The organism is Litoreibacter arenae DSM 19593 (assembly GCF_000442275.2).
Classification (GTDB): Bacteria; Pseudomonadota; Alphaproteobacteria; order Rhodobacterales; family Rhodobacteraceae; genus Litoreibacter; species Litoreibacter arenae.
The window spans coordinates 1,341,935-1,363,272 of sequence record NZ_KE557306.1; the positions used below are offsets into that span (position 1 = coordinate 1,341,935).

Annotated in this window: 25 protein-coding genes; 9 read left to right on the forward strand and 16 right to left on the reverse strand. The window is 55.8% G+C overall.

Going from position 1 to position 21,338, the window contains the following annotated elements; translation table 11 throughout:
• Window positions 1-385 precede the first annotated feature (385 nt).
• From THALAR_RS06600 to THALAR_RS06610, 3 genes are all read left to right on the forward strand, one after another.
• The gene (locus THALAR_RS06600; RefSeq protein WP_021100726.1) at window positions 386-625 is read left to right on the forward strand and encodes a hypothetical protein; all 240 of its coding nucleotides are present in this window, start codon (window positions 386-388) and stop codon (window positions 623-625) included.
• A 399-nt stretch (window positions 626-1,024) separates the two neighbouring features.
• Window positions 1,025-1,333, forward strand: a complete 309-nt coding sequence (locus THALAR_RS06605) for an ArsR/SmtB family transcription factor (protein WP_021100728.1) — start codon at window positions 1,025-1,027, stop codon at window positions 1,331-1,333.
• Window positions 1,334-1,413: 80 nt separating this feature from the next.
• A complete protein-coding gene (locus THALAR_RS06610) occupies window positions 1,414-2,619 on the forward strand; it encodes an oxidoreductase (RefSeq protein WP_021100729.1) in 1,206 nt (401 codons plus the stop codon).
• Window positions 2,620-2,838: 219 nt separating this feature from the next.
• Here the strand turns inward: THALAR_RS06610 and THALAR_RS06615 are convergent, their stop codons facing one another.
• The 3 genes from THALAR_RS06615 to THALAR_RS06625 all read right to left on the reverse strand — a co-directional run bounded on the left by THALAR_RS06615 (window position 2,839) and on the right by THALAR_RS06625 (window position 4,970).
• A complete protein-coding gene (locus THALAR_RS06615; RefSeq protein ID WP_169788520.1) occupies window positions 2,839-3,420 on the reverse strand; it encodes a hemerythrin domain-containing protein in 582 nt (193 codons plus the stop codon).
• A gap of 375 nt (window positions 3,421-3,795) precedes the next feature.
• Entirely contained in the window at window positions 3,796-4,362 is a 567-nt protein-coding gene (locus tag THALAR_RS06620) for a 3'-5' exonuclease (protein ID WP_021100732.1), read from the reverse strand.
• Window positions 4,362-4,970: a TetR/AcrR family transcriptional regulator gene (locus tag THALAR_RS06625; protein WP_021100733.1), complete on the reverse strand. Its 609-nt coding sequence runs from the start codon at window positions 4,968-4,970 to the stop codon at window positions 4,362-4,364. The genes THALAR_RS06620 and THALAR_RS06625 overlap by 1 nt, the downstream gene beginning before the upstream one ends.
• 125 nt (window positions 4,971-5,095) lie before the next feature.
• On the opposite strand from THALAR_RS06625, the gene THALAR_RS18805 reads away from it, so the two are divergent.
• Together THALAR_RS18805 and THALAR_RS18810 are read left to right on the forward strand one after the other, a co-directional pair.
• Window positions 5,096-5,458 carry an alpha/beta fold hydrolase gene (locus THALAR_RS18805; protein WP_245622360.1) on the forward strand — a complete coding sequence of 121 codons (363 nt, stop codon included), beginning with the start codon at window positions 5,096-5,098 and terminating at the stop codon, window positions 5,456-5,458.
• A gap of 27 nt (window positions 5,459-5,485) precedes the next feature.
• On the forward strand, window positions 5,486-5,920 hold the full coding sequence (locus tag THALAR_RS18810) for a hypothetical protein (protein ID WP_245622362.1): 435 nt from the start codon (window positions 5,486-5,488) through the stop codon (window positions 5,918-5,920).
• Between the two features lie 287 nt (window positions 5,921-6,207).
• Here THALAR_RS18810 and THALAR_RS06635 read toward each other — a convergent pair whose 3' ends face one another.
• Entirely contained in the window at window positions 6,208-6,810 is a 603-nt protein-coding gene (locus THALAR_RS06635; protein WP_021100737.1) for a TetR/AcrR family transcriptional regulator, read from the reverse strand.
• 143 nt (window positions 6,811-6,953) lie between these two features.
• Here THALAR_RS06635 and THALAR_RS06640 point away from each other — a divergent pair, with 143 nt between their 5' ends.
• Together THALAR_RS06640 and THALAR_RS06645 are read left to right on the forward strand one after the other, a co-directional pair.
• Window positions 6,954-7,418: a (2Fe-2S)-binding protein gene (locus THALAR_RS06640; RefSeq protein ID WP_021100738.1), complete on the forward strand. Its 465-nt coding sequence runs from the start codon at window positions 6,954-6,956 to the stop codon at window positions 7,416-7,418.
• Window positions 7,419-7,421: 3 nt separating this feature from the next.
• Window positions 7,422-9,611: a xanthine dehydrogenase family protein molybdopterin-binding subunit gene (locus THALAR_RS06645; RefSeq protein ID WP_021100739.1), complete on the forward strand. Its 2,190-nt coding sequence runs from the start codon at window positions 7,422-7,424 to the stop codon at window positions 9,609-9,611.
• Between the two features lie 273 nt (window positions 9,612-9,884).
• On the opposite strand, the gene THALAR_RS06650 is transcribed toward THALAR_RS06645, so the two are convergent.
• Window positions 9,885-10,955 carry an alcohol dehydrogenase family protein gene (locus tag THALAR_RS06650; protein WP_021100740.1) on the reverse strand — a complete coding sequence of 357 codons (1,071 nt, stop codon included), beginning with the start codon at window positions 10,953-10,955 and terminating at the stop codon, window positions 9,885-9,887.
• Between the two features lie 70 nt (window positions 10,956-11,025).
• On the opposite strand from THALAR_RS06650, the gene THALAR_RS06655 reads away from it, so the two are divergent.
• The gene (locus THALAR_RS06655) at window positions 11,026-11,550 is read left to right on the forward strand and encodes a TetR/AcrR family transcriptional regulator (RefSeq protein ID WP_021100741.1); all 525 of its coding nucleotides are present in this window, start codon (window positions 11,026-11,028) and stop codon (window positions 11,548-11,550) included.
• Window positions 11,551-11,661: 111 nt separating this feature from the next.
• On the opposite strand, the gene THALAR_RS06660 is transcribed toward THALAR_RS06655, so the two are convergent.
• The 11 genes from THALAR_RS06660 to THALAR_RS06710 all read right to left on the reverse strand — a co-directional run bounded on the left by THALAR_RS06660 (window position 11,662) and on the right by THALAR_RS06710 (window position 20,168).
• A complete protein-coding gene (locus THALAR_RS06660; RefSeq protein ID WP_021100742.1) occupies window positions 11,662-12,549 on the reverse strand; it encodes a DMT family transporter in 888 nt (295 codons plus the stop codon).
• Window positions 12,550-12,715: 166 nt separating this feature from the next.
• A complete protein-coding gene (locus THALAR_RS06665) occupies window positions 12,716-13,651 on the reverse strand; it encodes an ornithine cyclodeaminase family protein (protein WP_021100743.1) in 936 nt (311 codons plus the stop codon).
• Window positions 13,651-14,004, reverse strand: coding sequence for a RidA family protein (locus THALAR_RS06670; protein ID WP_021100744.1), 354 nt, complete (start codon window positions 14,002-14,004; stop codon window positions 13,651-13,653). The genes THALAR_RS06665 and THALAR_RS06670 overlap by 1 nt, the downstream gene beginning before the upstream one ends.
• A 20-nt stretch (window positions 14,005-14,024) precedes the next feature.
• The gene (gene sugE / locus THALAR_RS06675; protein ID WP_021100745.1) at window positions 14,025-14,345 is read right to left on the reverse strand and encodes a quaternary ammonium compound efflux SMR transporter SugE; all 321 of its coding nucleotides are present in this window, start codon (window positions 14,343-14,345) and stop codon (window positions 14,025-14,027) included.
• Window positions 14,346-14,369: 24 nt separating this feature from the next.
• Window positions 14,370-15,419: an ornithine cyclodeaminase gene (locus THALAR_RS06680; protein ID WP_021100746.1), complete on the reverse strand. Its 1,050-nt coding sequence runs from the start codon at window positions 15,417-15,419 to the stop codon at window positions 14,370-14,372.
• Window positions 15,400-16,308 (reverse strand): DMT family transporter, encoded by a 909-nt coding sequence (locus THALAR_RS06685; RefSeq protein ID WP_021100747.1) that lies wholly within the window; start codon window positions 16,306-16,308, stop codon window positions 15,400-15,402. The genes THALAR_RS06680 and THALAR_RS06685 overlap by 20 nt, the downstream gene beginning before the upstream one ends.
• Entirely contained in the window at window positions 16,298-16,933 is a 636-nt protein-coding gene (locus tag THALAR_RS06690; protein WP_021100748.1) for a cysteine hydrolase family protein, read from the reverse strand. Before THALAR_RS06690 ends, THALAR_RS06685 begins: the two co-directional genes overlap by 11 nt.
• A gap of 61 nt (window positions 16,934-16,994) precedes the next feature.
• Entirely contained in the window at window positions 16,995-17,780 is a 786-nt protein-coding gene (locus tag THALAR_RS06695) for an ABC transporter permease (protein WP_021100749.1), read from the reverse strand.
• 3 nt (window positions 17,781-17,783) lie between these two features.
• A complete protein-coding gene (locus tag THALAR_RS06700) occupies window positions 17,784-18,473 on the reverse strand; it encodes an ABC transporter permease (protein ID WP_021100750.1) in 690 nt (229 codons plus the stop codon).
• Window positions 18,474-18,549: 76 nt separating this feature from the next.
• Complete coding sequence (locus tag THALAR_RS06705; RefSeq protein ID WP_021100751.1) at window positions 18,550-19,320, reverse strand: transporter substrate-binding domain-containing protein; 771 nt, start codon at window positions 19,318-19,320, stop codon at window positions 18,550-18,552.
• A 53-nt stretch (window positions 19,321-19,373) separates the two neighbouring features.
• Window positions 19,374-20,168, reverse strand: a complete 795-nt coding sequence (locus THALAR_RS06710) for an ABC transporter ATP-binding protein (protein WP_021100752.1) — start codon at window positions 20,166-20,168, stop codon at window positions 19,374-19,376.
• A gap of 117 nt (window positions 20,169-20,285) precedes the next feature.
• On the opposite strand from THALAR_RS06710, the gene THALAR_RS06715 reads away from it, so the two are divergent.
• A complete protein-coding gene (locus tag THALAR_RS06715; RefSeq protein ID WP_040817338.1) occupies window positions 20,286-21,179 on the forward strand; it encodes a LysR family transcriptional regulator in 894 nt (297 codons plus the stop codon).
• Window positions 21,180-21,338: the final 159 nt, after the last annotated feature.

Sequence of the window (21,338 nt, forward strand, 5' to 3'; positions counted from 1 at the left end):
GCGTCAATGGCATGATGAACTCGGACCATTGTTCGAGCGCCAGCTTCCCCTGCCCCGCACCGTGCTATTTTTGTATCGGCGCAACAGGTGGTTAGCAATCGGGAATGATGGCGAAATCGTGTGCCCAATTCGGCAAATACATTTTGTTCACAGGCACTGATAATCACCAGGAGCTCTGAGATTCGACGATAAGCGAAAGGGAGTGAATAACTGTAGCTCCCTGTGCCGTCCATATTACGCCTACAAATACCTCGACCGACATCTGCGCTACTTTTTGAGGAATCTCACGCAATCCATTTTCTCAGACTGCATTTCGTTCCTACCTCCTTTTTGTCGGGTGGGCGCGAATTCACCCCGATCAATTTGAACAATGGAGCCTTCAAACATGAAAAAACGCAACATCATTTCCCGCGATCGAGCAAAAGACCTACTCATCGAGATGTACCAGGAAGAAGAAACACGCATCGACGTCAAAGCTATCGGCAACCGTGCTGAAGTTGCGGTGGGTGCATTTGACGGCCTTTGGCATGATTTTGGCGATGTATACCCGACCGTTGACGAGTTGATTGAAGCGGTAAACGAAGCCTACGCAGCCGACCTTGAACTGAGCAATGAAGAGGCCTGAGTATGGTCACAACCGGGTGGTCCGCTCCAACATCCATGAACCCCCTAACATGGGCACCGGCGGGATGACACCAGCATGGAGCCAGAGGATGCCCCGTAAGCTCTACGGACGCACCCCGCAAAAACGGTGGGATGACCTGCCGAGCCCTGTGACAGTGGATGACCTTGTACTCCACCCTCAGGCGCGACGTCACTTCCGGCCCAAACCAGCCATTGACGAATGGTCGCCACGCCGCAGTGCAGCTTCCCCGAAGCGGACATTGCCAAAGGTGCGCAGCATTTAAGTGGTTCGATGACCGCAATGCGAACCAGCGCTCTTTCGCTGCCGTTGCGCGAATGCCTACTTTGGCGAACTGAAAGCTGTCTTGACATCGCTTGGCATATCGAGATATTCTGATTTATGGACATTGAAAGGTCAATCTCAGCCCTGAATAATCCGATGCGCCGCAGGATTCTGGAATGGCTCAAGGACCGTTCCAACTTTCCTCCTGCGCTACCGGGACACGAAGATCTTGAAGGTGTTTGTGTTGCATACATTCAGGAGAAGGCGAAGCTGTCTCAGTCCACAATCTCGAACTACATGGGATTGCTGAAACAAGCGGGATTTGTGAAGGCAGAACGCCACGGCCAGTGGACGTTCTACCGGCGAGACGAAGAGAACATTCAAGCGTTCCTTGCGGCAGTCAAAGACGAACTTCTAAAGACGTAGCTTGCAGGTAAGGAAACCGTTTCAAGTTGAGCCTTGCCAAATTGAAACGATATATCGAAATATTCCGATGGAGAGTGAACATGAATAAGATTGGCAACGATGCGAAGAACCTGCTTGGTCAACCACTGGACCTGCCCTGTGGTGTGCGGTTGAAGAACCGTCTTGTGAAGTCTGCCATGTCCGACTCCCTTGGTGACGGCGCGGGCAATCCCACCGAGGTGCAAGTGCGCTTGTATGAGCGATGGGCCGAAGGAGGTGCAGCGCTATCGCTGATCGGTGAGGTGCAGACAAATCCACACTATCCGGAAAAACCCGGCAATCTCGTGCTGGCGCCAGACGCAGACCTGACTGCACTGAAAGCATTGGCGAGGCGCGGATCGGCCAACGGTTCAAATATCTGGCCACAGCTCGGTCACGCAGGAGCATTGGCGCACGGGCCGATCAGCGACCCGAAAGGGCCCTCTCCCCTTGATGTCGAAGGACTTCGCTGTGACGGGATGTCATTGGAAGACATCCACGGCCTGCCCCAAACCTACGCACAAGCGGCGAGCCTCGCACATAAAGCTGGATTTGGCGGCGTTCAAATTCATGCCGGTCACGGGTTCCTGTTCAGCCAGTTTCTATCACCGCTGTTCAACCATCGGACAGATGCTTATGGCGGCACGGTCCAAAGACGTTTTCGCGTTATTGGCGAGGTTATCGATGCCGTTCGGCAGGCTGTAGGACCAGCTTTTCCGATTGGCATCAAGATCAACTCGACCGACAAGCTTGAAGGCGGCTTGACGACGGACGAAGCGTTGCAGATCGTTCAATTGCTCGATGAAACATCTGTGGACCTGATCGATATCAGCGGAGGCACCTATTTCCCCGGCGCTGCATCAAGCTCAGAAGGCACGTCTTCTTCCGACCCCTACTTCATCGACTTCGCCATGCAGGCAAAGCAGATTACGTCCATTCCGATCATGCTGACGGGCGGTTTTGAGACGAGGGATCAAGCAACAAAAGTCTTGTCAGATGGGTCTGCCGATGCGATCAGTCTTGCCCGTGCAATGGTGCTGAATGCATCTCTCGCCAATACGTGGTTAAGCGATGCTGGCGGTGATCCTGAATTCCCAACATTCGATGCCCCGCCGCGCGGAGGTGTCACCGCATGGTACTCAATGCGCCTGACAGCCCTTGGTGAAGACCGTGAAGAGCAGTTTGTTCTCAGCCCTGCTGATGCCTTAGAAGCCTATGACACGCGGGATGCGCAACGTTGTGAGACTTGGCGCAATCGATTCAGTTGAAGTAAGCAGCCATTCGACGCTCCGCAGCATGTTGGTAACGAGGGCTCCTACCGGCCCACAGCGGACATTCGCTCGAAGCTTCAACGCTGCGGTGCGGCCCATTATTGCTGCCATTCATACTGCATGCAGCATTTTGACCGTTGACCGGCTGCAGCGCGGAAGAACGCGCTCCGAAACTGCATTTTCTTCAGACGATGCATAGCTGTTCCGGATGCGGCTTCAGATCGATCCGAGGTAATATCCGATGGCCTCCGCCAGTTCCGTCTCCTCATAGCCAAAATGGGAGCGTACGACCTCTTCGAGTTTTCGGTACGTGGTGGCCGCACGAACGAAGTTTGCCTCTTCTGGATCTTCCATCAGCGCGTCAGCAGCGCGACCGAGGCGGATGAGCAACTCGTGGACCACCTCGTGCTCTGACAGCAGCTTGGCGACAACCTCTCGAAACATCCCTCTACCAGCCGCCTCGATCCGGGGGAACATATCGGAACCTTCAATGTCGTGGTGGAATTTGAGCACCTGGCACTCGCGTCCGCAAAGGTTTCCGAATGCCCGTAAATTCTCCGCCATATCGAGTGAAAGTACGATCTGCCTCAGATTCTCGGGCGGAGCGTCTCCCGCTTCAATCCGCGCCAACACCGCTCCAATTTGGGCCATCTCCATCAGATAGTGACGGTGGATGGCCGCCAGCTGTCGACCTTGGCGGCGGTGCATGTCCGTTGCTGCCGGAACCTTCGGCGCTTTGGGCCGCGAGGACTCGTCAATTGTTAGGTCATCCAGCGAGTGTTTTGAGAGGTCATTCATGCACGGCATGAAAGCCTCTGCTTTCGTCAAGTCAAGAGCGTAGACCTTGCGAATTAGGCAATCGCCTTCCCGATGCAAGCTACATCGGCCCAAAGGCGACATTCGCCCCAGTCCTTCGATGCGGCGGTTGCAGCACACATTGCCGACCTTTGCTGCAAGAGCAAAACGTGATGCGGGCCGAACTGACCCAACGCGGGACAAAGCTGCCACGTAGCCACTTAAACTGGATCTCCTCTCCGACACCCGGATGCTCGTGATGAGCTTGGCCTTGGACGGTAGTTCAAATGGTTTCGGTTCCGCTGAGCGTCGCCTTGGCGGACCCGAAATTATCGGAAGCTTTGGCTGGGGCTAAGGCAAACGGCGGGTGGGCCGCCCTTACAAAGGGAGTGACAGTTGCACGGGTTTGAACAGCCGGTGGTCTTTGGTCGTGGCCTGCGCCCGCAGAACTACCATCGCAGCGGCGCGGGCGTCTTCTCCTGCGTCATGGTGGTGAAAGTCAAGGTTCAACACCTGTTTCAGGTTGGCCAGACCGTGGCCGCCGTTGCCCTTCAATTCGGGCCAAGCCCTGCGCGCGATGGTCACGCTGTCGTGCCATGTCAGACGTGGTCGCGGAAGGCCCTGCGCTTTGCACGCGGCGTTGATCGCATGTTCATCGAACCTGCTGTGCTGCACCATCGGGTGGCGTGACAGCAACGGCCACATTTGGGGCCAGGTCTGGGCAAAGCTTCCGGCGCCGCGCACAGTCTCCGGCCCGATCCCGTGCAGGTCAACATTGAAGGGCGCGAACGGCATAAGCGGGTCGACATAGGTGGACCATGTGAGAATGCTGTCATCAAAGCCAACGCAGGCGATCCCGATCTGGCAAATACTGGCGCTGTCGCCACAGGCGGTTTCGACATCCAGTGCAATGAACCGGAAATCACCCACTGGCAGAGGCGGCATCAATCCGGTGTTCCCCGAAGCCGGGCTTTCAACACAGCGATGAGCATGTCAGACGCCGCGCGCAATTCCGCAACATCTCCTGTCAGACGAGAGTAGGACCAAATGCCCTGCACCGAGATCGTGGTATAGCGCGCAAGCGCCTCGATTTCGGCATCGCTCAATGGACCATGATCGCCATTCTCAAGAGTCAGCACTTTGCGAAAGCCTGCCGTCAGGCGATCGCTATGCGCGCGCAGCTTTTGGCGGGTTTCCTGCGCATCTTCGGGGATCTGGGACAGTGTGTTGCCCACAAGGCATCCCATACCAAAGCCGCCCGAGTCCTCGAAACGCGCCAGAAGGTTATCGAAATACTTTTGAATGCCCTCGATTCCCGCGCCTTCGGCCTCAACCGGTGCAAAGGCGGGAGTGACGACGGTGTCTTGGTACCTGTCGAGACAGGCATGGAACAGATCTTCCTTGCCACCAAAATCGCTGTAGATTCCAGCTCGGCTCACGCCGGTTTCGCGCACCAGATCGCCCATGGAAACAACGTGGTAGCCTATCTTCCAGAATGTGCTGAGCGCACTGTCCAAAAGGTTTTCGCGGGATTGGGATTTCGCTCTGGGCATTCTACACCTTTTTTTAGAATGGGCGTTCTTCTACATCTGCCCCGACTCAAACACAAGCCCGAGGTGCTCACATGACTACGTCTTTCCGCGACAAAAAGAAATTTTCCACCGTCCATGGTAAGCAGATGGCCTATATCGAAGAAGGGACCGGCGATCCGATTGTATTCCTGCATGGCAATCCGATGTCGTCTTATCTGTGGCGCAATGTGATGCCCCACCTTGCAGGCAAGGGACGCTTGATCGCGCCAGACCTGATTGGCATGGGCGATAGTGACAAGCTCGATAATTCTGGCCCGGACAGCTATACCTTCGTCGAACACCGCAAATATCTGTTTGCTTTGCTTGAACAATTGGGCGTCACCGACAACGTCACACTGGTCATCCATGACTGGGGTTCAGGTTTGGGTTTCCATTGGGCACATACGCATCCCGGGGCCGTCAAAGGCATTGCCTTCATGGAAGCAATCGTCGAAACCCGTGATAGCTGAGACCAGTTTCCCGACCGCGCCCGCGAAATGTTCCAAGCCCTACGCTCGCCTGCTGGCGAGGAGATGGTTCTCGAAAAGAACCTCTTTGTCGAAGCGCTGGTTCCCGGTTCCATCCTGCGGGATTTGACCGAAGAAGAAATGAACGAATTCCGCCGACCCTTCGCCAACGCGGGCGAAGATCGCCGCCCCACATTGACATGGCCGCGCCAGATCCCGATTGAAGGACAGCCAGCGGACGTGACCGAAATCGTCGATGCCTATGTTGACTGGCTCGGCAAGACATCAATTCCCAAGCTCTTCGTCAATGCGGACCCCGGCGTGCTGATCACGGGGGTGGTACGCGACCGCGTGCGCAGCTGGCCGAACATCACCGAAGTGACGGTACCCGGCCTGCACTTCATTCAGGAAGACTCTCCGGATGAGATCGGTGTAGCCGTGCGGGATTGGCACGCCAGACTGTAACCCCCACCAGTTGCGCCGGGCGCGGATCGCAATCGACCGCCGCAACATTTGGCTTTCAAGGCAATGGCTCGGATGAGCCTGCAGCGGCGGCCGAGCTTGCCGCTGCAACTCTCGCGGCTGATTTGCCAAAATCATCAGCGGTTCGTTTGAAAAATCTGAATGACACAAGGGCCAATGGCATGTTCAAAAAATTATGATCGGCACTGCGTTGCGGAATTTTCGCTTTGCGTCACAGGTCGTACGATGCTCGATTTCCTGCTGTGGCGGGTCGCATAGGCCGTGATTTCTCAGGCTCCGTATTGATTCATCATCATATCAACCGACTGGTCAATCATGGCGTCCATTTCGTCAGGTTTGACCAAGGGCGCCCCCAACATGAACGGCCAAAACGCCTTGCCCTTCAACAATGATATGAATTCTTCGGCCGCTTGTCGGGGATTTGCGATGGTCAGCACCCCGTCGGCGGCGGCCTCTTTGAACAACTGTTCAAAGGACGCCGTATAGTCGACTTCATTCTGGATTTCCCTGACAAGTTCCGGATCCCGCAGGATCTCGCCCATCAGCATCTTGTTGGCGGTCATGACTTCGGGCGAAGTGTACAGTCGCGCCTGCGCACGGCCCATCTCAATCAGTTGCTCTCGGATATCCATGCCGGGCTGGTAGCTGACCTTCAGGTTGTCCGCGATGACCCTCCATTGGCGCAGCATCAGGGTTTGGAAGAGCACTTCCTTGCTTTCAAAATACCGATACACGGTGCGTTTCGACGCGCCAGCTCGCTTGGAGATACGGTCCATGCTGGCCGCAAGGAACCCATTCTCGCAGAATTCTTCAAACGCGCCCTGCAGGATTGCCTCACGTTTATCTACTGAATTTTCAACGATTTCATTCATACTGCCAGTCTACACATCACGTCCAGGAATTGCCAATTTTTCGACAGGGTAAACTTGCGGGTTTACCTGTGGTTATTTGCGTTATATAGGTACACTTAACAGTTTACCTGCATTCCAATCGTATTGCCAGATGGAGATCGACAATGACTATCAAGCTAAAGATTAACGGGGCCGAACGCTCTGTCGAAGCGGAACCCGGCACACCATTGCTGTGGGTGATCCGGGATGAACTAAAACTGACCGGCACCAAATTCGGCTGCGGCGTTGCGTCTTGCGGCGCTTGCACCGTGCATGTCGACGGCGAACCGACGCGGTCCTGCCAGACCTATGTCGAAGACGTCGAGGGCGCCGAGGTTTCCACCATCGAAGCGATTGGCGACGACAAGATCGGCGCTGCCGTACAGCAAGCCTGGAAAGAGCTCGACGTGGTGCAATGCGGGTACTGTCAGTCTGGTCAGATCATGTCTGCGGTGGGTTTGTTGAAAGAAACGCCAAAGCCAACGCTGGAAGAGATTGACGAATACATGGATGGCAACGCCTGCCGCTGTGCCACCTATCAACGTATCCGCGCCGGTATCCAGCGCGCCTCAGAAATCGTGGAGGGTTAAGCCATGACCGTCAACACATCCCGCCGCAGTTTCCTCAAAGGTGCAGGTGCGGCCGTTGCCGTTCTGGCCGTTGGCATTGACCCCAAGGGCGCGCTTGCCGCTTCGACGTCGGAGGCAGGCACAGCCATTACGCCCTTCGTGAAAATCTATGCCGATGGTACAGTTGCAGCCGTCATCAAGCACTTTGAAGGCGGGCAAGGCACCTCTACGGGCCTGTCCACGCTGATCGCGGAAGAGCTGAACATGGAGCTTAGCGATATCACCTTCGAAATGGCCCCTTCGGATACCGCCGTTTACAACAACCTGTTCTTTGGCGCGCTGCAGGGCACGGGCGGATCGACCGCGATGGCCAATTCGTTCATGCAATATCGCACCGCAGGCGCGGCCGCGCGTGACGTATTGTTGCAAGCCGCGGCCAAGGATTGGGACGTGGACGTCTCTGAGCTGACACTTGCCAATGGCGTCATTTCAGGCGCGGGCAAAGAGGGCCAGATCGGTGAATTCATCGCCACCGCTGCGCAGATCGCGGTGCCGGCCGAGCCTGTCCTGAAGGCCCCCGAAGACTGGACCCAGATCGGCAACACCCAAAAAGCGCGCCGCGACAGCCATGACAAGGTCAACGGCGAAGGCATCTATGGCATGGATATCCAACTGGATAACCAGATGGTTGCCGCGATCAAACGCATCCCGCAATATGGTGCGACTGTCGCTTCGTTCGACGATAGTGCCGCCAAGGACGTCACGGGCTTCATCATGGCCAAGGCTCTGCCCAACGGCGCGGGTGTGGTGGCTTATGCCGAAAACACCTGGGCCGCGTTTCAAGCGCGTGACGCGATCGAGGTGGAGTGGGATCTGAGCAAGGCCGAAACCCGCAGCAGCGACGAGATAAAGCAACAACTGCTGGCAGCTGTGAACACTGAGCCGCAGTGGCAGGCATCCGAAACAACATTGGGTGCCGCATCCACAGCGCTGGAGGGAGCCGCCCAAGTCGTGGAGCGCGAGTTCTTCCTGCCGATGCTGGCCCATGCAACGATGGAGCCCCTGTCAGCCACAATTGCGGCCACCGAAGACGGCGGCGTGATCATGTATGATGGCGCGCAGGGTCCAACCATCAACCACGCCACGATGCACCAGATCCTTGGCATCCCGATGGACAAGATTCAGGTCAAAACCCTTTATGCAGGCGGGTTCTTTGGCCGTCGCTTCAACGCAGGCGCGGACTATATCGTCGAAACGACACTGGCCTTTTCGATGACCGATCAAACCCGCCCGGTAAAGCTGGTCTGGTCCCGCGAAGACGATCTTGCCGGTGGCTGGTACCGCCCGGCCTATGCGCACAAGGTTCGGGTTGGTCTGGACGATGCGGGCAAGATTGTTGGCTGGGATCACCGCGTGGCGGGTCAATCCATTGCAAAAGATGGGCCCTTCGAGGCTTTCTATGTCAAAGACGGTGTGGACATTTCTTCGGTGGAAGGGACGGCAGAAAATCCCTATGCGATCCCCGGAATGCACATCGGCTTGACGGACGCGGCCCCGGCAACAACCGTTAACTATTGGCGTTCCGTCGGTCACAGCCATAACGCCTATGTCATGGAAACCATGATGGATGTGGCCGCCGCAGCAGCCGGTCAGGATCCCGTCAGCTTCCGTCTTGCGTATTTGCCCGGCGACACAGCTGATCAAAAACGCAAAGCTGACGTCCTGAAACTGGCTGCCGAGAACGCCGGGTTTGGCAAGCCGTTGCCCGACGGGCACTTCCACGGCGTGGCTGTGCACAAATCCTTTGGTACCTACTGTGCGCAGATCTGCGAAATCTCGATCGACGAAGATGACTATGTTCAGATCGAGAAATACACCGCAGCCGTCGACTGTGGCGTGGCGGTGAACCCCGACGTCATCAAAGCCCAGGTCGAAGGGGCGATCGGCTTTGGCGTCGGTCACATCATGCGCGATCAGATCACGCTGGATGGCGGCGTCGTAGTGCAGCAAAACTTCCCCGACTACGAACCGCTGCGGATGCGCGACATCAAGGCCATCGAGGTGCATATCGTCAAGACAAACGAAGCACCCTCAGGCATTGGCGAACCGGGCACACCGCCGGCGGGCCCAGCACTCGCGAACGCAATCGCAGCCTCCGGGCGTGATCTGGTAACACACCTGCCGATGACCGAAAACGGTGTCGAATTCGCCTGACGGACCTATAGACCGCCGCAGCCATAGGGGTGCGGCGGTCTCTCAATACCGGCTCCACAACCTTGCACGCGACACTGCGTCCCGTGCGGTTCAGAACTCCTCCTCAAGCTATAACCATAAATGCGCCACCACTGAGTGCCTGCTTCTGGCTGTATTTCAATGGCGGTTTCCAGGATGCTCTGCCATAGAAGCGCAATTGCAGCGAAGGTCCGGTTCGGATTTTTTCCCCGATGCTAACTCTTGTGATAGGCTCCGATCTCATCCTCGTGGCTGTCAGCCCCCGATCACCACACCGATTTTGCCCATGTGCGACTTTTCCAGAAATGCCTTCTGCGCCGCGTGCAAGTCGGCCAATGGATAGGTTTCGGCGACCACGGGCCTGATCTCGTCCGCTTCAATGTAGCTGACCAAATCAGTGAACACGCGTGGGTCCTGCCGGGTGCTCCCGATGAGGGTCAGGTCTTTGAGGTAAAGCGTCCGCAGATCAAGCTCGACGATCGGTCCTGCAATAGCGCCCGATGTCACATAGCGCCCCCGTGGCACCAACGCATTGAGCAGTTCGGGCCAGCGCGGCCCACCTACAAGGTCGAGCACGACGTCGAAGGCTTCATCCGGATGAGCTTCGTTGCGGTCTATCACCGCATCCGCGCCGAGGGTTTTCAGCGCGTCCATCTTCGCAGGGCTGGTAGACGCCGTGACATGCGCGCCGCGCCGCTTGGCCAGTTGCACCGCCGCCGAGCCGACGCCGCCAGATGCGCCTGTGATCAGCACACGTTCGATGCCCAGACCGGCGCGTTGGATCATGCCTTCGGCGGTGGAGTATGCACAAGGAAAGGACGCGAGCTCGATATCCGAAAGGGGGCTCTCGATCCGCAATGCGTGTTCGTCGCCCGCGGTGGTGTATTCGGCGAAGCCGCCATTGCGCTCCGAGCCGAAGGTCACAAGCGCATCTGGTCCAGCACCGGTTGGACGATGCATAGGCCGCACCAGCACGCGCTGACCGATCCGCGCAGCGTCCACACCGTCACCAACCGCAACGATCTCACCGCAGCAATCCGCACCTTGGATGCGCGGAAAGCTGAGCGCACCGGACCATGCGCCGTCGGCATCAGAGGCACCTGCATAGCCCTCTGTCGCAGCCGAACCGGTGTCGCCCCGCACCGCTTTCGAATACCAGCCGGTTCGGGTGTTGATGTCCGTGTTGTTCACCGCCGACGCGCCCACACGGATCAATACCTCGCCAGCTTCCGGTCGCGGAACCAAAACGTCGTCACGCCATTCAAGCTTATCCAACCCGCCATGGCCCGTGAGGATTACAGCTTTCATCGTTTCAGGAAGTGTCATTGTGGCATACTCCGGTGTAGAATGATTACTCTACTTGCGTAGGTAGAGCGATCGTTCTACATCGTCAAGTATGAGCGATATGATGAACAAGATATCCGCAGGGCTTGAGCGTGCCTTTGCCAATCGGGGCTTCGCCGAGCCCAGCGTCGAGGATCTGCGGGATGCTGCGGGCGTGAGCCTCCGCACGCTTTACAAGTACACGCCGTCCCGGGCGGAAATGGTGCTTGCTGCGTTGGAGAACCGGCACCAGCGCTATCTCGCCCGCGTTTTTGATGACCTACCAGAGGACCCGAGCGAGGCGCTCGATACGATACTGACCCGCGTCGGGAACTGGATGGCGACCGAGAGCTCGCATGGCTGCCTCTTTCATGCTGCGGTGGCCGCCGAACCCAGAAGCCGGCCTCTCCGCGCTTTATTGGAACGTCACAAGGCAGAGGTCGCGGCAAAGGCCGCAGCGGCGACCGCGTTGAAGGGAGCCAATATCGCGCTGTTGTTGATCATCGAAGGGCTGACGCAAGCATGGCCCCTGCATAAGGTGGCCGCGCTTGATGCGGCCAAGCGATTAGGTCTTTCACTACTTTCATCAGATCGTTGACGAACTGGTCAGATGTTGCAGCGTCGCTTTCTAAAAGCCGACATTGGAAAAGAAGTGCAGCATCTCAGCTCGTCCGAGGTCTGCTTTGTCAAACTATGACACACCCAATGGTTATTCGACTGCGTTGCGCCGCCAGATAATGAACAAGCCTGAAGAGACGATCAACCCGGATCCAAGCAGCATCGTAGAACTTAGGCTTTCCCCAAATAGCACAACACCGAGTGTGATCCCGAAAAGCAACCTTGTGTAACGAAAGGGGGTCACGGCAGATACTTCGCCTGTGCGCATCGCTTTCATAAGGCAAGAATACGCAGCGACGCCCGCCAGAATGGCACCGACTAAGTTAAAGGACGTGTAAATATCAGGAAGGACAAATGAGGCACCTTGCCAGATCGAGAATATCGACCCAGCAACCACAATCGACAAGAACCCGTAAAGTCCAAGAATAGATGTGCTGAGCGTTGCTGGAGCTGCTCTGCTTGCCAGATCACGGCCCGCAAAACCGATCATACCGATGATTGCCAAAACCGATAGCATTGAAAAGCTATCGGTTCCGGGCTGAATAATAATGATGACACCAACCAGACCGATAAAGATTGCAAACCATCTGCGCCATCCAACCCTTTCGCCAAACACCATGGCTGCACCTGCCACGACAACCAAGGGTGTCGCTTGTAAAATTACAGTTGCTGATGACAATGGCGTCACCGCAATGGCAAGAACATAAAACAGGCGTCCAATGATCTCAAATACCACGCGAATGCGCATTGGCCGCGAGACGACGTCTTTGATAAACAAAGGTTCATTTTTTAGGTGGGCCAAACTGGCAAACATCACCGCACCACCCAAGCCAAAGATAATCAGGATTTGACCAACGGGTAACGCGATAGACGCGGCTTTTACAAAAGCATCCTCTATGGCAAAAATAGCCATTGATGCGATCATCCAGATGCTACCCAGCATGTTCGCTTTACGACCTGTTAGAATGTTTGAGATCATGAGAGATCCTATGCCACAAAGAGCGAAATATGGTTTTTGGCTACTTACACCGCAGAGGATTTGGGAAACAATGGCGTAGTCTCATCGAGAAGTTAATTTGGACAGGAAACTCTCATGAATAAGAATTCGCCACGATGGCCAGAAATACGGGTTAAGGGTTGTGGGTTTACGAACGCCAATTCGACAGTGCTTTGGCAATCATCAGATCAAGATGCGCACCGCCACCGTTTTTGAAAACGGTGACGGAGTCCGGTGTTCTCCGGCCGGTCGCGCGCTGTGTCAGATCATAAAGATCGCCGCGCACATCGGACCTGCGAATGGTGCCTTCGTTCAATGGGATCAGCAATTCGCCGATATGCCCAAGCGTGGTCTCAAAACTATCAACAAAGATCTCTGCACGCGTCAGCAATGCGTCGTTGGCTTCACGCATGTCAGCTTTGAAGGCACCGATCAGGTCGACATGGGTACCGGGCGCGACCCACTTTCCGTCAAGAACGGGCTGTTTGCTCATTGTCGCTGTTGAAATGATGTCAGCCCGTTTAACGCCCGCTTCAAGATCCTCAATTGCCTCAACGGCGGCTTTCTGATGCGCGTGTAGCCCTTCCAGCGCGCGGCTTTTTTCCGGGTTTCGTCCCCATATCAAAATGCGCTCCAAACCCGGAAAAAGTGCAGAATATGCGCCGACCAGACTGTTCGCCACGATGCCCGACCCCACAATCAAAAGTGTCTTACTATCAGGGCGGGCCAAAAGAGATGCGCCGTAAACGGAATCCGCGGCCGTTTTCCAATAGGTTACCAAGCCACTGTCGACGACGGCCAGCGGCGCGCCTGTTTGATCATCAAAGATCAGCATCGCGCCCTGCACGGATGGCCTTTGATGATGCACATTGTCGGGAAAAACGGTGAAGGATTTCACCCCAACGCCGAACCCCTCAATCCATGCGGCGCGGTTCACAAAGCTGTCTTCTCTACGGTTCAGGAATTGATCCGTTATTTGCGCGGGGGCACGGGTGTGCCCCTTTGCAATCGCGTCAACGGCATCTGTCCAGCCAAAGCCGGACGGCAGGGATGCCGCGTCAATGAAGGGTATACCGGCGGGCATTACTTACGCGCAGCAATCAAAATGACCTCGACCTTGTATTCCGGCGTGGCAAGCCGGGTCTCGCCGCAAGCGCGGGTCGGGGCATGACCCTCGGGCACCCACGCATCCCAGACCGCGTTCATCTCGGCGAAATCGGCCATGTCCGCCAGCCAGATTGTTGCCTGAAGCATGTGATCTTTATCGGATCCGGCCTCTGCCAGCAGTTTTTCGACCGACGCAAGGCAATCGCGTGTTTGTTGTTCTACGCTGTCGCCGGGGTTTCCGACCTGTCCGGCCAGATAAATCGTATCGCCGTGCGTGACGATCTGAGACATGCGCGTGCCGGTGTGTATTCGGGAAATCGAAGTTGTCATTGTATAGTCCTTTTTATTGGTCAGGTGGTTGAGACGAGTTTCAGGCCGACAATCCCCGAAAGGATGAGCAACACGCAGAACAACCGCACAGCGGTCGCTGGTTCAGCAAAATAGACGATCCCAAAAATCACCGTGCCGATGGTGCCGATGCCAGTCCAGATCGCATAGCCTGTCCCAAGAGGGATGCTGCGCAACGCGAGCCCCAAAAGGACAAGGCTGACAATCATTGAAGCCGCCGTCAGCACGGTGGGCCAGGGCCGCGTAAAACCTTCGGTGTATTTTAACCCGACGGCCCAGCCCACTTCGAACAGGCCTGCGAGAACAAGGAGAAACCAAGCCACTTACCGATCCTTTACTGCCAGAGCTTATTGGTTCGCGCGTTCGAACATGCCGAATAGGTCGCGGGGGTCGTCGGGATCCGCGACCATATCAAGGTTGGAGAACCACGGCGTGCCCTTGATCGCCGACAGCACATAGCGCAATGCGCTGAAATCCTCGATCGCAAAGCCAACGCTGTCAAACAGCGTGATCTGTTTTGCGTCAGTGCGACCCTTGGCCTTGCCAGAAATCACTTCCCACAATTCGGTCACGGGATGGTCGTCCGCCAGCTGCTGAATTTCGCCTTCGATGCGGGTTTGCGGCGGGTATTCCACGAAGATTTCGGAGCGCAACAGGATATCGCGGTGCAACTCTGTTTTGCCCGGGCAATCGCCGCCAATCGCGTTGATATGCACGCCGATGCCGACCATATTATCTGTCAGTATCGTGGCATTCTGCTTGTCCGCAGTACAGGTCGTGATGATTTCTGCCCCCTCCATCGCTTCCTGACCCGAGGTGCAAGACACAATGGTCAGGCCGTGTCGTTTCAGGTTGGCCGAACAACGCACTGTAGCAGACCGATCGATGTCATACAGGCGCACAGTGTCGATGCCGCAGATTGCCTTGAACGCGAGGCACTGGAACTCCGACTGCGCACCATTTCCGATCATCGCCATGATACGTGCGCCTTTGGGTGCAAGGTGCCGTGCTGCCATTGCCGAAGAAGCGGCCGTGCGCAATGCGGTCAGCACGGTCATTTCCGACAGGAGTTTCGGATAGCCTGTGTCCACATCCGCCAGCAGGCCAAATGCGGTGACCGTCTGCAACCCCTCTTTGGTGTTCTTTGGGTGGCCGTTCACGTATTTGAAACCGTACATCTCTCCATCAGATGTCGGCATCAATTCGATAACGCCCACTGCAGAATGGCTGGCGACGCGCGGTGTCTTGTCGAATAACTCCCAGCGTTTGAAGTCGGCCTCAATAGCATCGGCAAGATCACACAGGACCTTTTCGATCCCAATCTGGTGGACAAGGCCCATCATGTTTTCGACGGACACGAAGGGCACATAGGCGAGTTCAGACGGCGATGGGGGCATTTGCTTTTTCTTTCTGGCTGAGGGCCATCATGATGCCAGAGAGCAGGATTACAGCGATCCCCGCCCAGGCGAGTGGATTGGTTGCCGTGCCCCAAAGCAGAAATGCCCAGAGGCTGGCAAAAATCAGGAACGAGTATTCGAATACGGCGACCACGGCGGGATTCCCGATCCGGTAGGCTTGGGCAATTAATGTAACCGCGATTACAGCACCCACGGCTTGGAACAAGGTGAGCCAAAGGAAGCGAGCACTCGGGGCAGTCCAGGGCGCGGTGATGAAGGCATCGCCGGGCCAGATCGTTACGACTGCCAACATGATCAGGCCAGCCGCTCCGATGGTGGCAAATATCCCGATTGCCAGCGTGATTGCGCTTTCGTCACTGCACCAATGGCGGGTCAACATCATGCCGAGGCCATAGAATAGACCGGCGGCCAGTGGCATCACGGACAACGGGGTCAGATTCGCAAAGTCGGGCTGCAGTAGCATCAAAGCGCCAATGAAACCGATGACGACGGCGAAGGCCCCGATTGCGCCGATCCCGTGACGGAACAAAAGGGCGGACAACAATACCACCCAAAGCGGCGCGCTAAACAGACCAGCCCCTGCTTGTGACACAGGCAAGGTTCCGAGCGCGGCAAAGTAGATCAATAACCCGACCGACACCGCAACGCTGCGGCCCGCCAGCCGAGGCAGGTTGACCGGGCGTATCACACGCCCCGACATCCGCGCTGCCACCAGCAATAGTGGGACGGCGAACAGGGTACGGAACACCTGAAACTGCCACAGGCCTGCCTCTTGGCTGACGGGGGCAACGAAGTTGTCTATGAAGCTAAGGACCGCGGAGGCGGCCAGCGCAAGGCCGACCGCCATCAGCGTTTTATCAGGCAGCATCGGTTGCCGCGTTGGTTTGCATCGCGTCCAACACTTCATCCAACGACCGCACTGCGCCGTGTTGCAGGTACTCTACCGCTTTGAGCGAGGCATCGTGCGCCTCGCGGCTTGAACCGGCGACGCAATCCTCGATCACGCGGCAGAAGTAGTCACCCTGATGCGCATCAACAAAGGTGTAATGTACGCACACATCGGTCAAGCCGCCCACGAGGATCAGAGTCTCCGCCTTGAGACCTTTCAACAGGATTTCCAGATCAGTGCCGTAGAATGCTGAATAGCGCCGTTTGGAAATGCGATAATCATCAGGGCGCATACCCAACTCTTCTTCAGCAAAGGCAGTCAGAGGATTGCTATCAAGGCAATGCACGTCCTCGTCCCCATCGGTTTCGCGGCCCATGTCGATCAAGTTGGCGCGGTGAATTTCCTGAATGAATACCACCGGAATGCCGACCTCGCGCGCCTTGTCGATTGCCACTTTGGAACGCGACATGCGCTCTGCATAGTCCGGCATATGAGCGATGGCACGTTTGTCGTCGGGAATTGGCGCAAAAGTGGATTTCTGGATGTCGATGACGATCAGCGCCGCGCGCCCTTCGATCAAGTCTCGTTTTTTTGAGATTGTCATTGTGTTGCCTCTTACAGGAAGTGATATGAGATTTTGTGGATCAAGTAGTGGGAACCGCCGGTCATGCCGCGACTCTGGCGCTGCCAGGAGCGGGCGCTTCACGGGGCCGCAAGTGCCCAAGGAAGCGTTTTTCGGCCATTCGGAAAACAAAGGTGATCAGGAAGACGATTGCCATATAGAACACCATCGCCGTCAAAAACCCCTCATAGGCCAGATAGTAACGGCCATTCAGCCAGCGCCCCACACCCAACAGATCCTGCAAGGTGACAGTGCTGGCGATGACAGACCCATGCAGCGTGAAGATGACCTCGTTGGAATAGGCCGGCAGGGCGCGGCGGAACGCATTGGGCAAAACCACCAACCGCATCCGGGTAAACGGCGACATGCCACAAGCCTTGGCTGCTTCGACTTCACCGTGAGGTGTCGCCTCAATCGCGCCGCGCAGGAATTCGGTGGTATAGGCGGCGGTATTTAATGTGAAGGCGATGATCACGCACCACCACGGATTGCTGAGGATCGGATCCCACAGGAAGCTTTCCTGAACGGCGGTGAATTGTCCGAGGCCGAAATAGAAGAGATAGACCTGAACCAAGAGCGGCGTGCCGCAGAAGACATAGGTATAGACACGGATCGCCGGGCTTAGGAACGGCTTGCGATAGGCGCGCGCGATGGCCAGTGGCACAGCAATCAATCCACCCACAAGCAGAGCGAGGAATGTCAGTTGAAGCGTGACCAATGCACCATCAAAGAACCGCGGCAGGTTGTCGTAGATTAACACGAAATCAATCGGGGACCGCGTCTCGCTGAAGCTTTGAAGGTATTCGTAAAAGCTGCGTTCGGATTCCATCGTCTATGCCTTTCTCACGCCAGCGGCGTACTTCCGGTCAACCCTGCGCAGGATGAGATCAGACAGGCCCGTGATGACTAAATAGATGACCATGACGGCAATCATGAAGCTGAACAGTTGGTGCGTAGACCGTCCGGCCGAAAAGGCGTTCCAGACCAGATCGTGCAGGCCGATCACCGATACAAGTGCGGTGGATTTGACCAGCACCAACCAGTTGTTGGTAAAGCTTGGCAGTGCAAACCTTACCATTTGCGGCCATGTTACGATCCGGAATATCTGACCCGGTTTCATGCCCACGGCCATCGCTGCTTCGATCTGGCCGCGCGGAATGGCAAGGATCGCACCACGAAATGTCTCAGACATATAGGCCCCGAAAATAAAGCCAAGCGTCAGCACCCCGGCTACAAATTGGTTGATCTCAATATAATCCCAAAGGCCCGTCAATCCGCCGATCTGGCTCAGTAATGTCTGGCCGCCAAAAAAGATCAACATCATCAAGACAAGGTCAGGCACGCTGCGCACGAAAAGAGTATAGATATTGCCCGCGCGCCGGACCCCACGAGAAGATGAAAGCTTGGCAAAGGCACCGATCAGGCCCAACACAATGGACAAAAGCAGGGACAGAACCGCCAGCGAAATCGTGACCAGAGTACCCTCGATCAGGATCTGTTTGTATTCAAAGATCACGTCCATATGCATTGTCCGTCAATGGGGAATGTTGGGCGACAGGGAAACAGCAAGGCTCCCCTGTCGCGTGATTTCTGCAGGATTACTTGCCGTAGATGTCGACGTCGAAATACTTGTCGTTGATCGCGGCATAGGTGCCGTTGGCGCGGATCGCTGCGATCGCCGCGGTCAGCTCATCGGCAAGCGCATCACCTTTGCGCACAGCGATGCCAGTACCCTCACCGAGACATTCGGGATCGTCGATGTTTTCACCATAAAAAGCAAAACCCTGACCCTGATCGGTGTTCAGAAAACCGTCTATGGCTTGCAGGGTATTGTTAAGCTGCAGGTCCAGACGCCCGGCGACCAGATCGGCAAAGACGTCTTCTTGTGTGTTGTAAAGACGCAAGTCCGCATCAGGAAAGGCTTTCTCAACATGGCATTGCAACGTCGTGCCGCGCAGAACACCGATTTTAAGACCCTTACTGCCCTCAGCCGTCATATCAAAGTCGGCATCTTCCTTGGCAATAAACCGCGACGGCGTATCATAGTATTTTTCAGTAAAATCGACGCGCTTCTTACGATCTTCGGTGATCGACATCGAAGCGACGATGGCGTCATATTTCCGGGCGATCAGTGCCGGGATCATGCCGTCCCATTCCTGCTCAACCAGTTCGCATTCGCGCTTCAACTCTTCGCACAGGGCCAGCGCGATTTCGATGTCGAAGCCGGACAGCGACCCATCAGCTTCCTTTTGCGAGAACGGAGGATAAGCGCCCTCGACACCCATACGCAACGTGTCCGCGGTGGCGGTACTGGCCATGAATGCGAATGCACCAACGGCGGAGGCGAGAAGTGTTTGTTTGATAATCATGTGAGTACTCCCTTGTTTCGGCTTGATTTTAGGTTTGATGCTTAAGCACCGGATTACTGTCTGGTAGTCGACAGGAATTCCTTGAAGCGGTTGGACTTTGGGTCATTGAACATTTGTGCGGGTGACCCCTGTTCCTCGATCAACCCCTGATGCAAGAAGATCACTTCGGACGAGACGTCGCGCGCAAAGGCCATTTCATGGGTGACAACAACCATCGTGCGTCCTTCTTCGGCGAGCGACCTGATAACCTTGAGCACTTCCCCCACAAGTTCTGGATCAAGCGCTGAGGTCGGCTCATCGAACAACATAACTTCGGGTTTCATGGCCAAGGCACGGGCGATGGCTGCGCGTTGCTGCTGACCGCCTGAAATATGAGATGGGTAGTAATCGCGGCGCTCATACATTCCGACGCGTTCTAACACCTCTTTGGCGTGTTCAATCGCCTCGGCCCGCGACTGTTTCAGAACATGGATTGGTCCCGCGATGACATTGTCCATCACAGTCATATGTGACCACAAATTGAAGGACTGAAACACCATCGCGAGGCGGGCGCGAATCCGCTCTACCTGCCTTGGGTCGGTCGGGTGTGACGCGCCTTGGCGATCCTTTGACATCTTGATGTCTTCACCATGGACCGTGATCAAACCGGATGTCGGCGTTTCCAATAGATTTATGCAGCGCAGGAATGTGCTTTTGCCAGAACCGGATGACCCTAACAGAGAAATCACATCGCCCTCACAGGCCTTGAGGGAAACACCTTTGAGCACCTCATGCGCCCCGAATGATTTATGCAGATCGGTTACGCTGAGCGAGACATTGGATTTATCGGCGGACAAGGCAGCGACCATGCGGGTTTCCGTTCTGCGTTAGGGAGCAATTCGTTGAATGAAGGCTACTCACCATCAACCTCAAACCAAAAGCGCGTTTAACTTGCTCTCAGCGAAGGTTTTACCTACGCTAAATTAATGAAGAACACGCTCCGTCATCTTAATGCGCTTAGGGTTTTTGAAGCTGCGGCACGGCATTGTAATTTTGCTAAAGCGGCCAGTGAATTGAATGTCAGCCACAGCGTTGTCAGCCAGCACATCAAAAATCTTGAGGCATGGTTCGGGACCGATCTTTTCATCAGGCATCGCAACCGGGTCGAGCTCAGTGAAAACGGGCGGGACTTGTTGCCGCAAGTCGCGAGCGGCCTTCAAACGCTTACTGACGCCAGTGAAACCCTTTTGCGCAAAACCCGTTCTGGGGCCGTCGTGGTCAGCGCAGAACCTGCGATTGCGTCCTTGTGGCTGCGCAAGCGGATCACAGAGTTTTGCAGTCTTTTTCCGCGTATCGAAGTGGATTTAAGGCCAGCGTGGAGCCCCGCGCAGATCGGCGAAGGGCATGCGGATATCGCTATTCACTTCGAAACCAGAATGCCCGGGAGCGGGATTATTAAAGACCGTCTGTTTCCGATAGATGGCTTTCCCGCAGCATCTCCCTACCTCAATGCCCAACTCACATCTCAAAATGCCCATGTGGACTGGAGCAGCGCAACTCTCATTCACGACAATGGCAAAGAGACCTGGCACAAATGGTACGCGGCGCATGAGCCTCAAAGCCTTGGCTGGAAAACTGGCAAGGTTTATTCCGACCTCTCACTCGCGATTGATGCTGCAATAGATGGTGAAGGCGTTATCCTCGCAGATAATATACTATGCGAGCGCGAGTTATCTTCAGGCCAGCTTGTCGCCGTGGATCAACGGGCGATAAGGTGTATCTGGTACGAAATTGGTCTGGACAAGAACACATCTGGATCGTCCGCTCCGGCGTTCTTCAAAAATTGGTTGTTGCAACATGCTAAATATTTGCGGACCTGATTTGTTGCGGGACTGCATGGAAAAAAACGATAGGCTCAATTTTGAAAGCCAGTAACAGCCGAGACATCGCATCAAACCAGCCTAATTTCAAAAATTGATGAATAGCGGCGGCGTTGAAAGTTTTGAAGGCTTAGAACGCGCTCTATTTGTATCAAGATG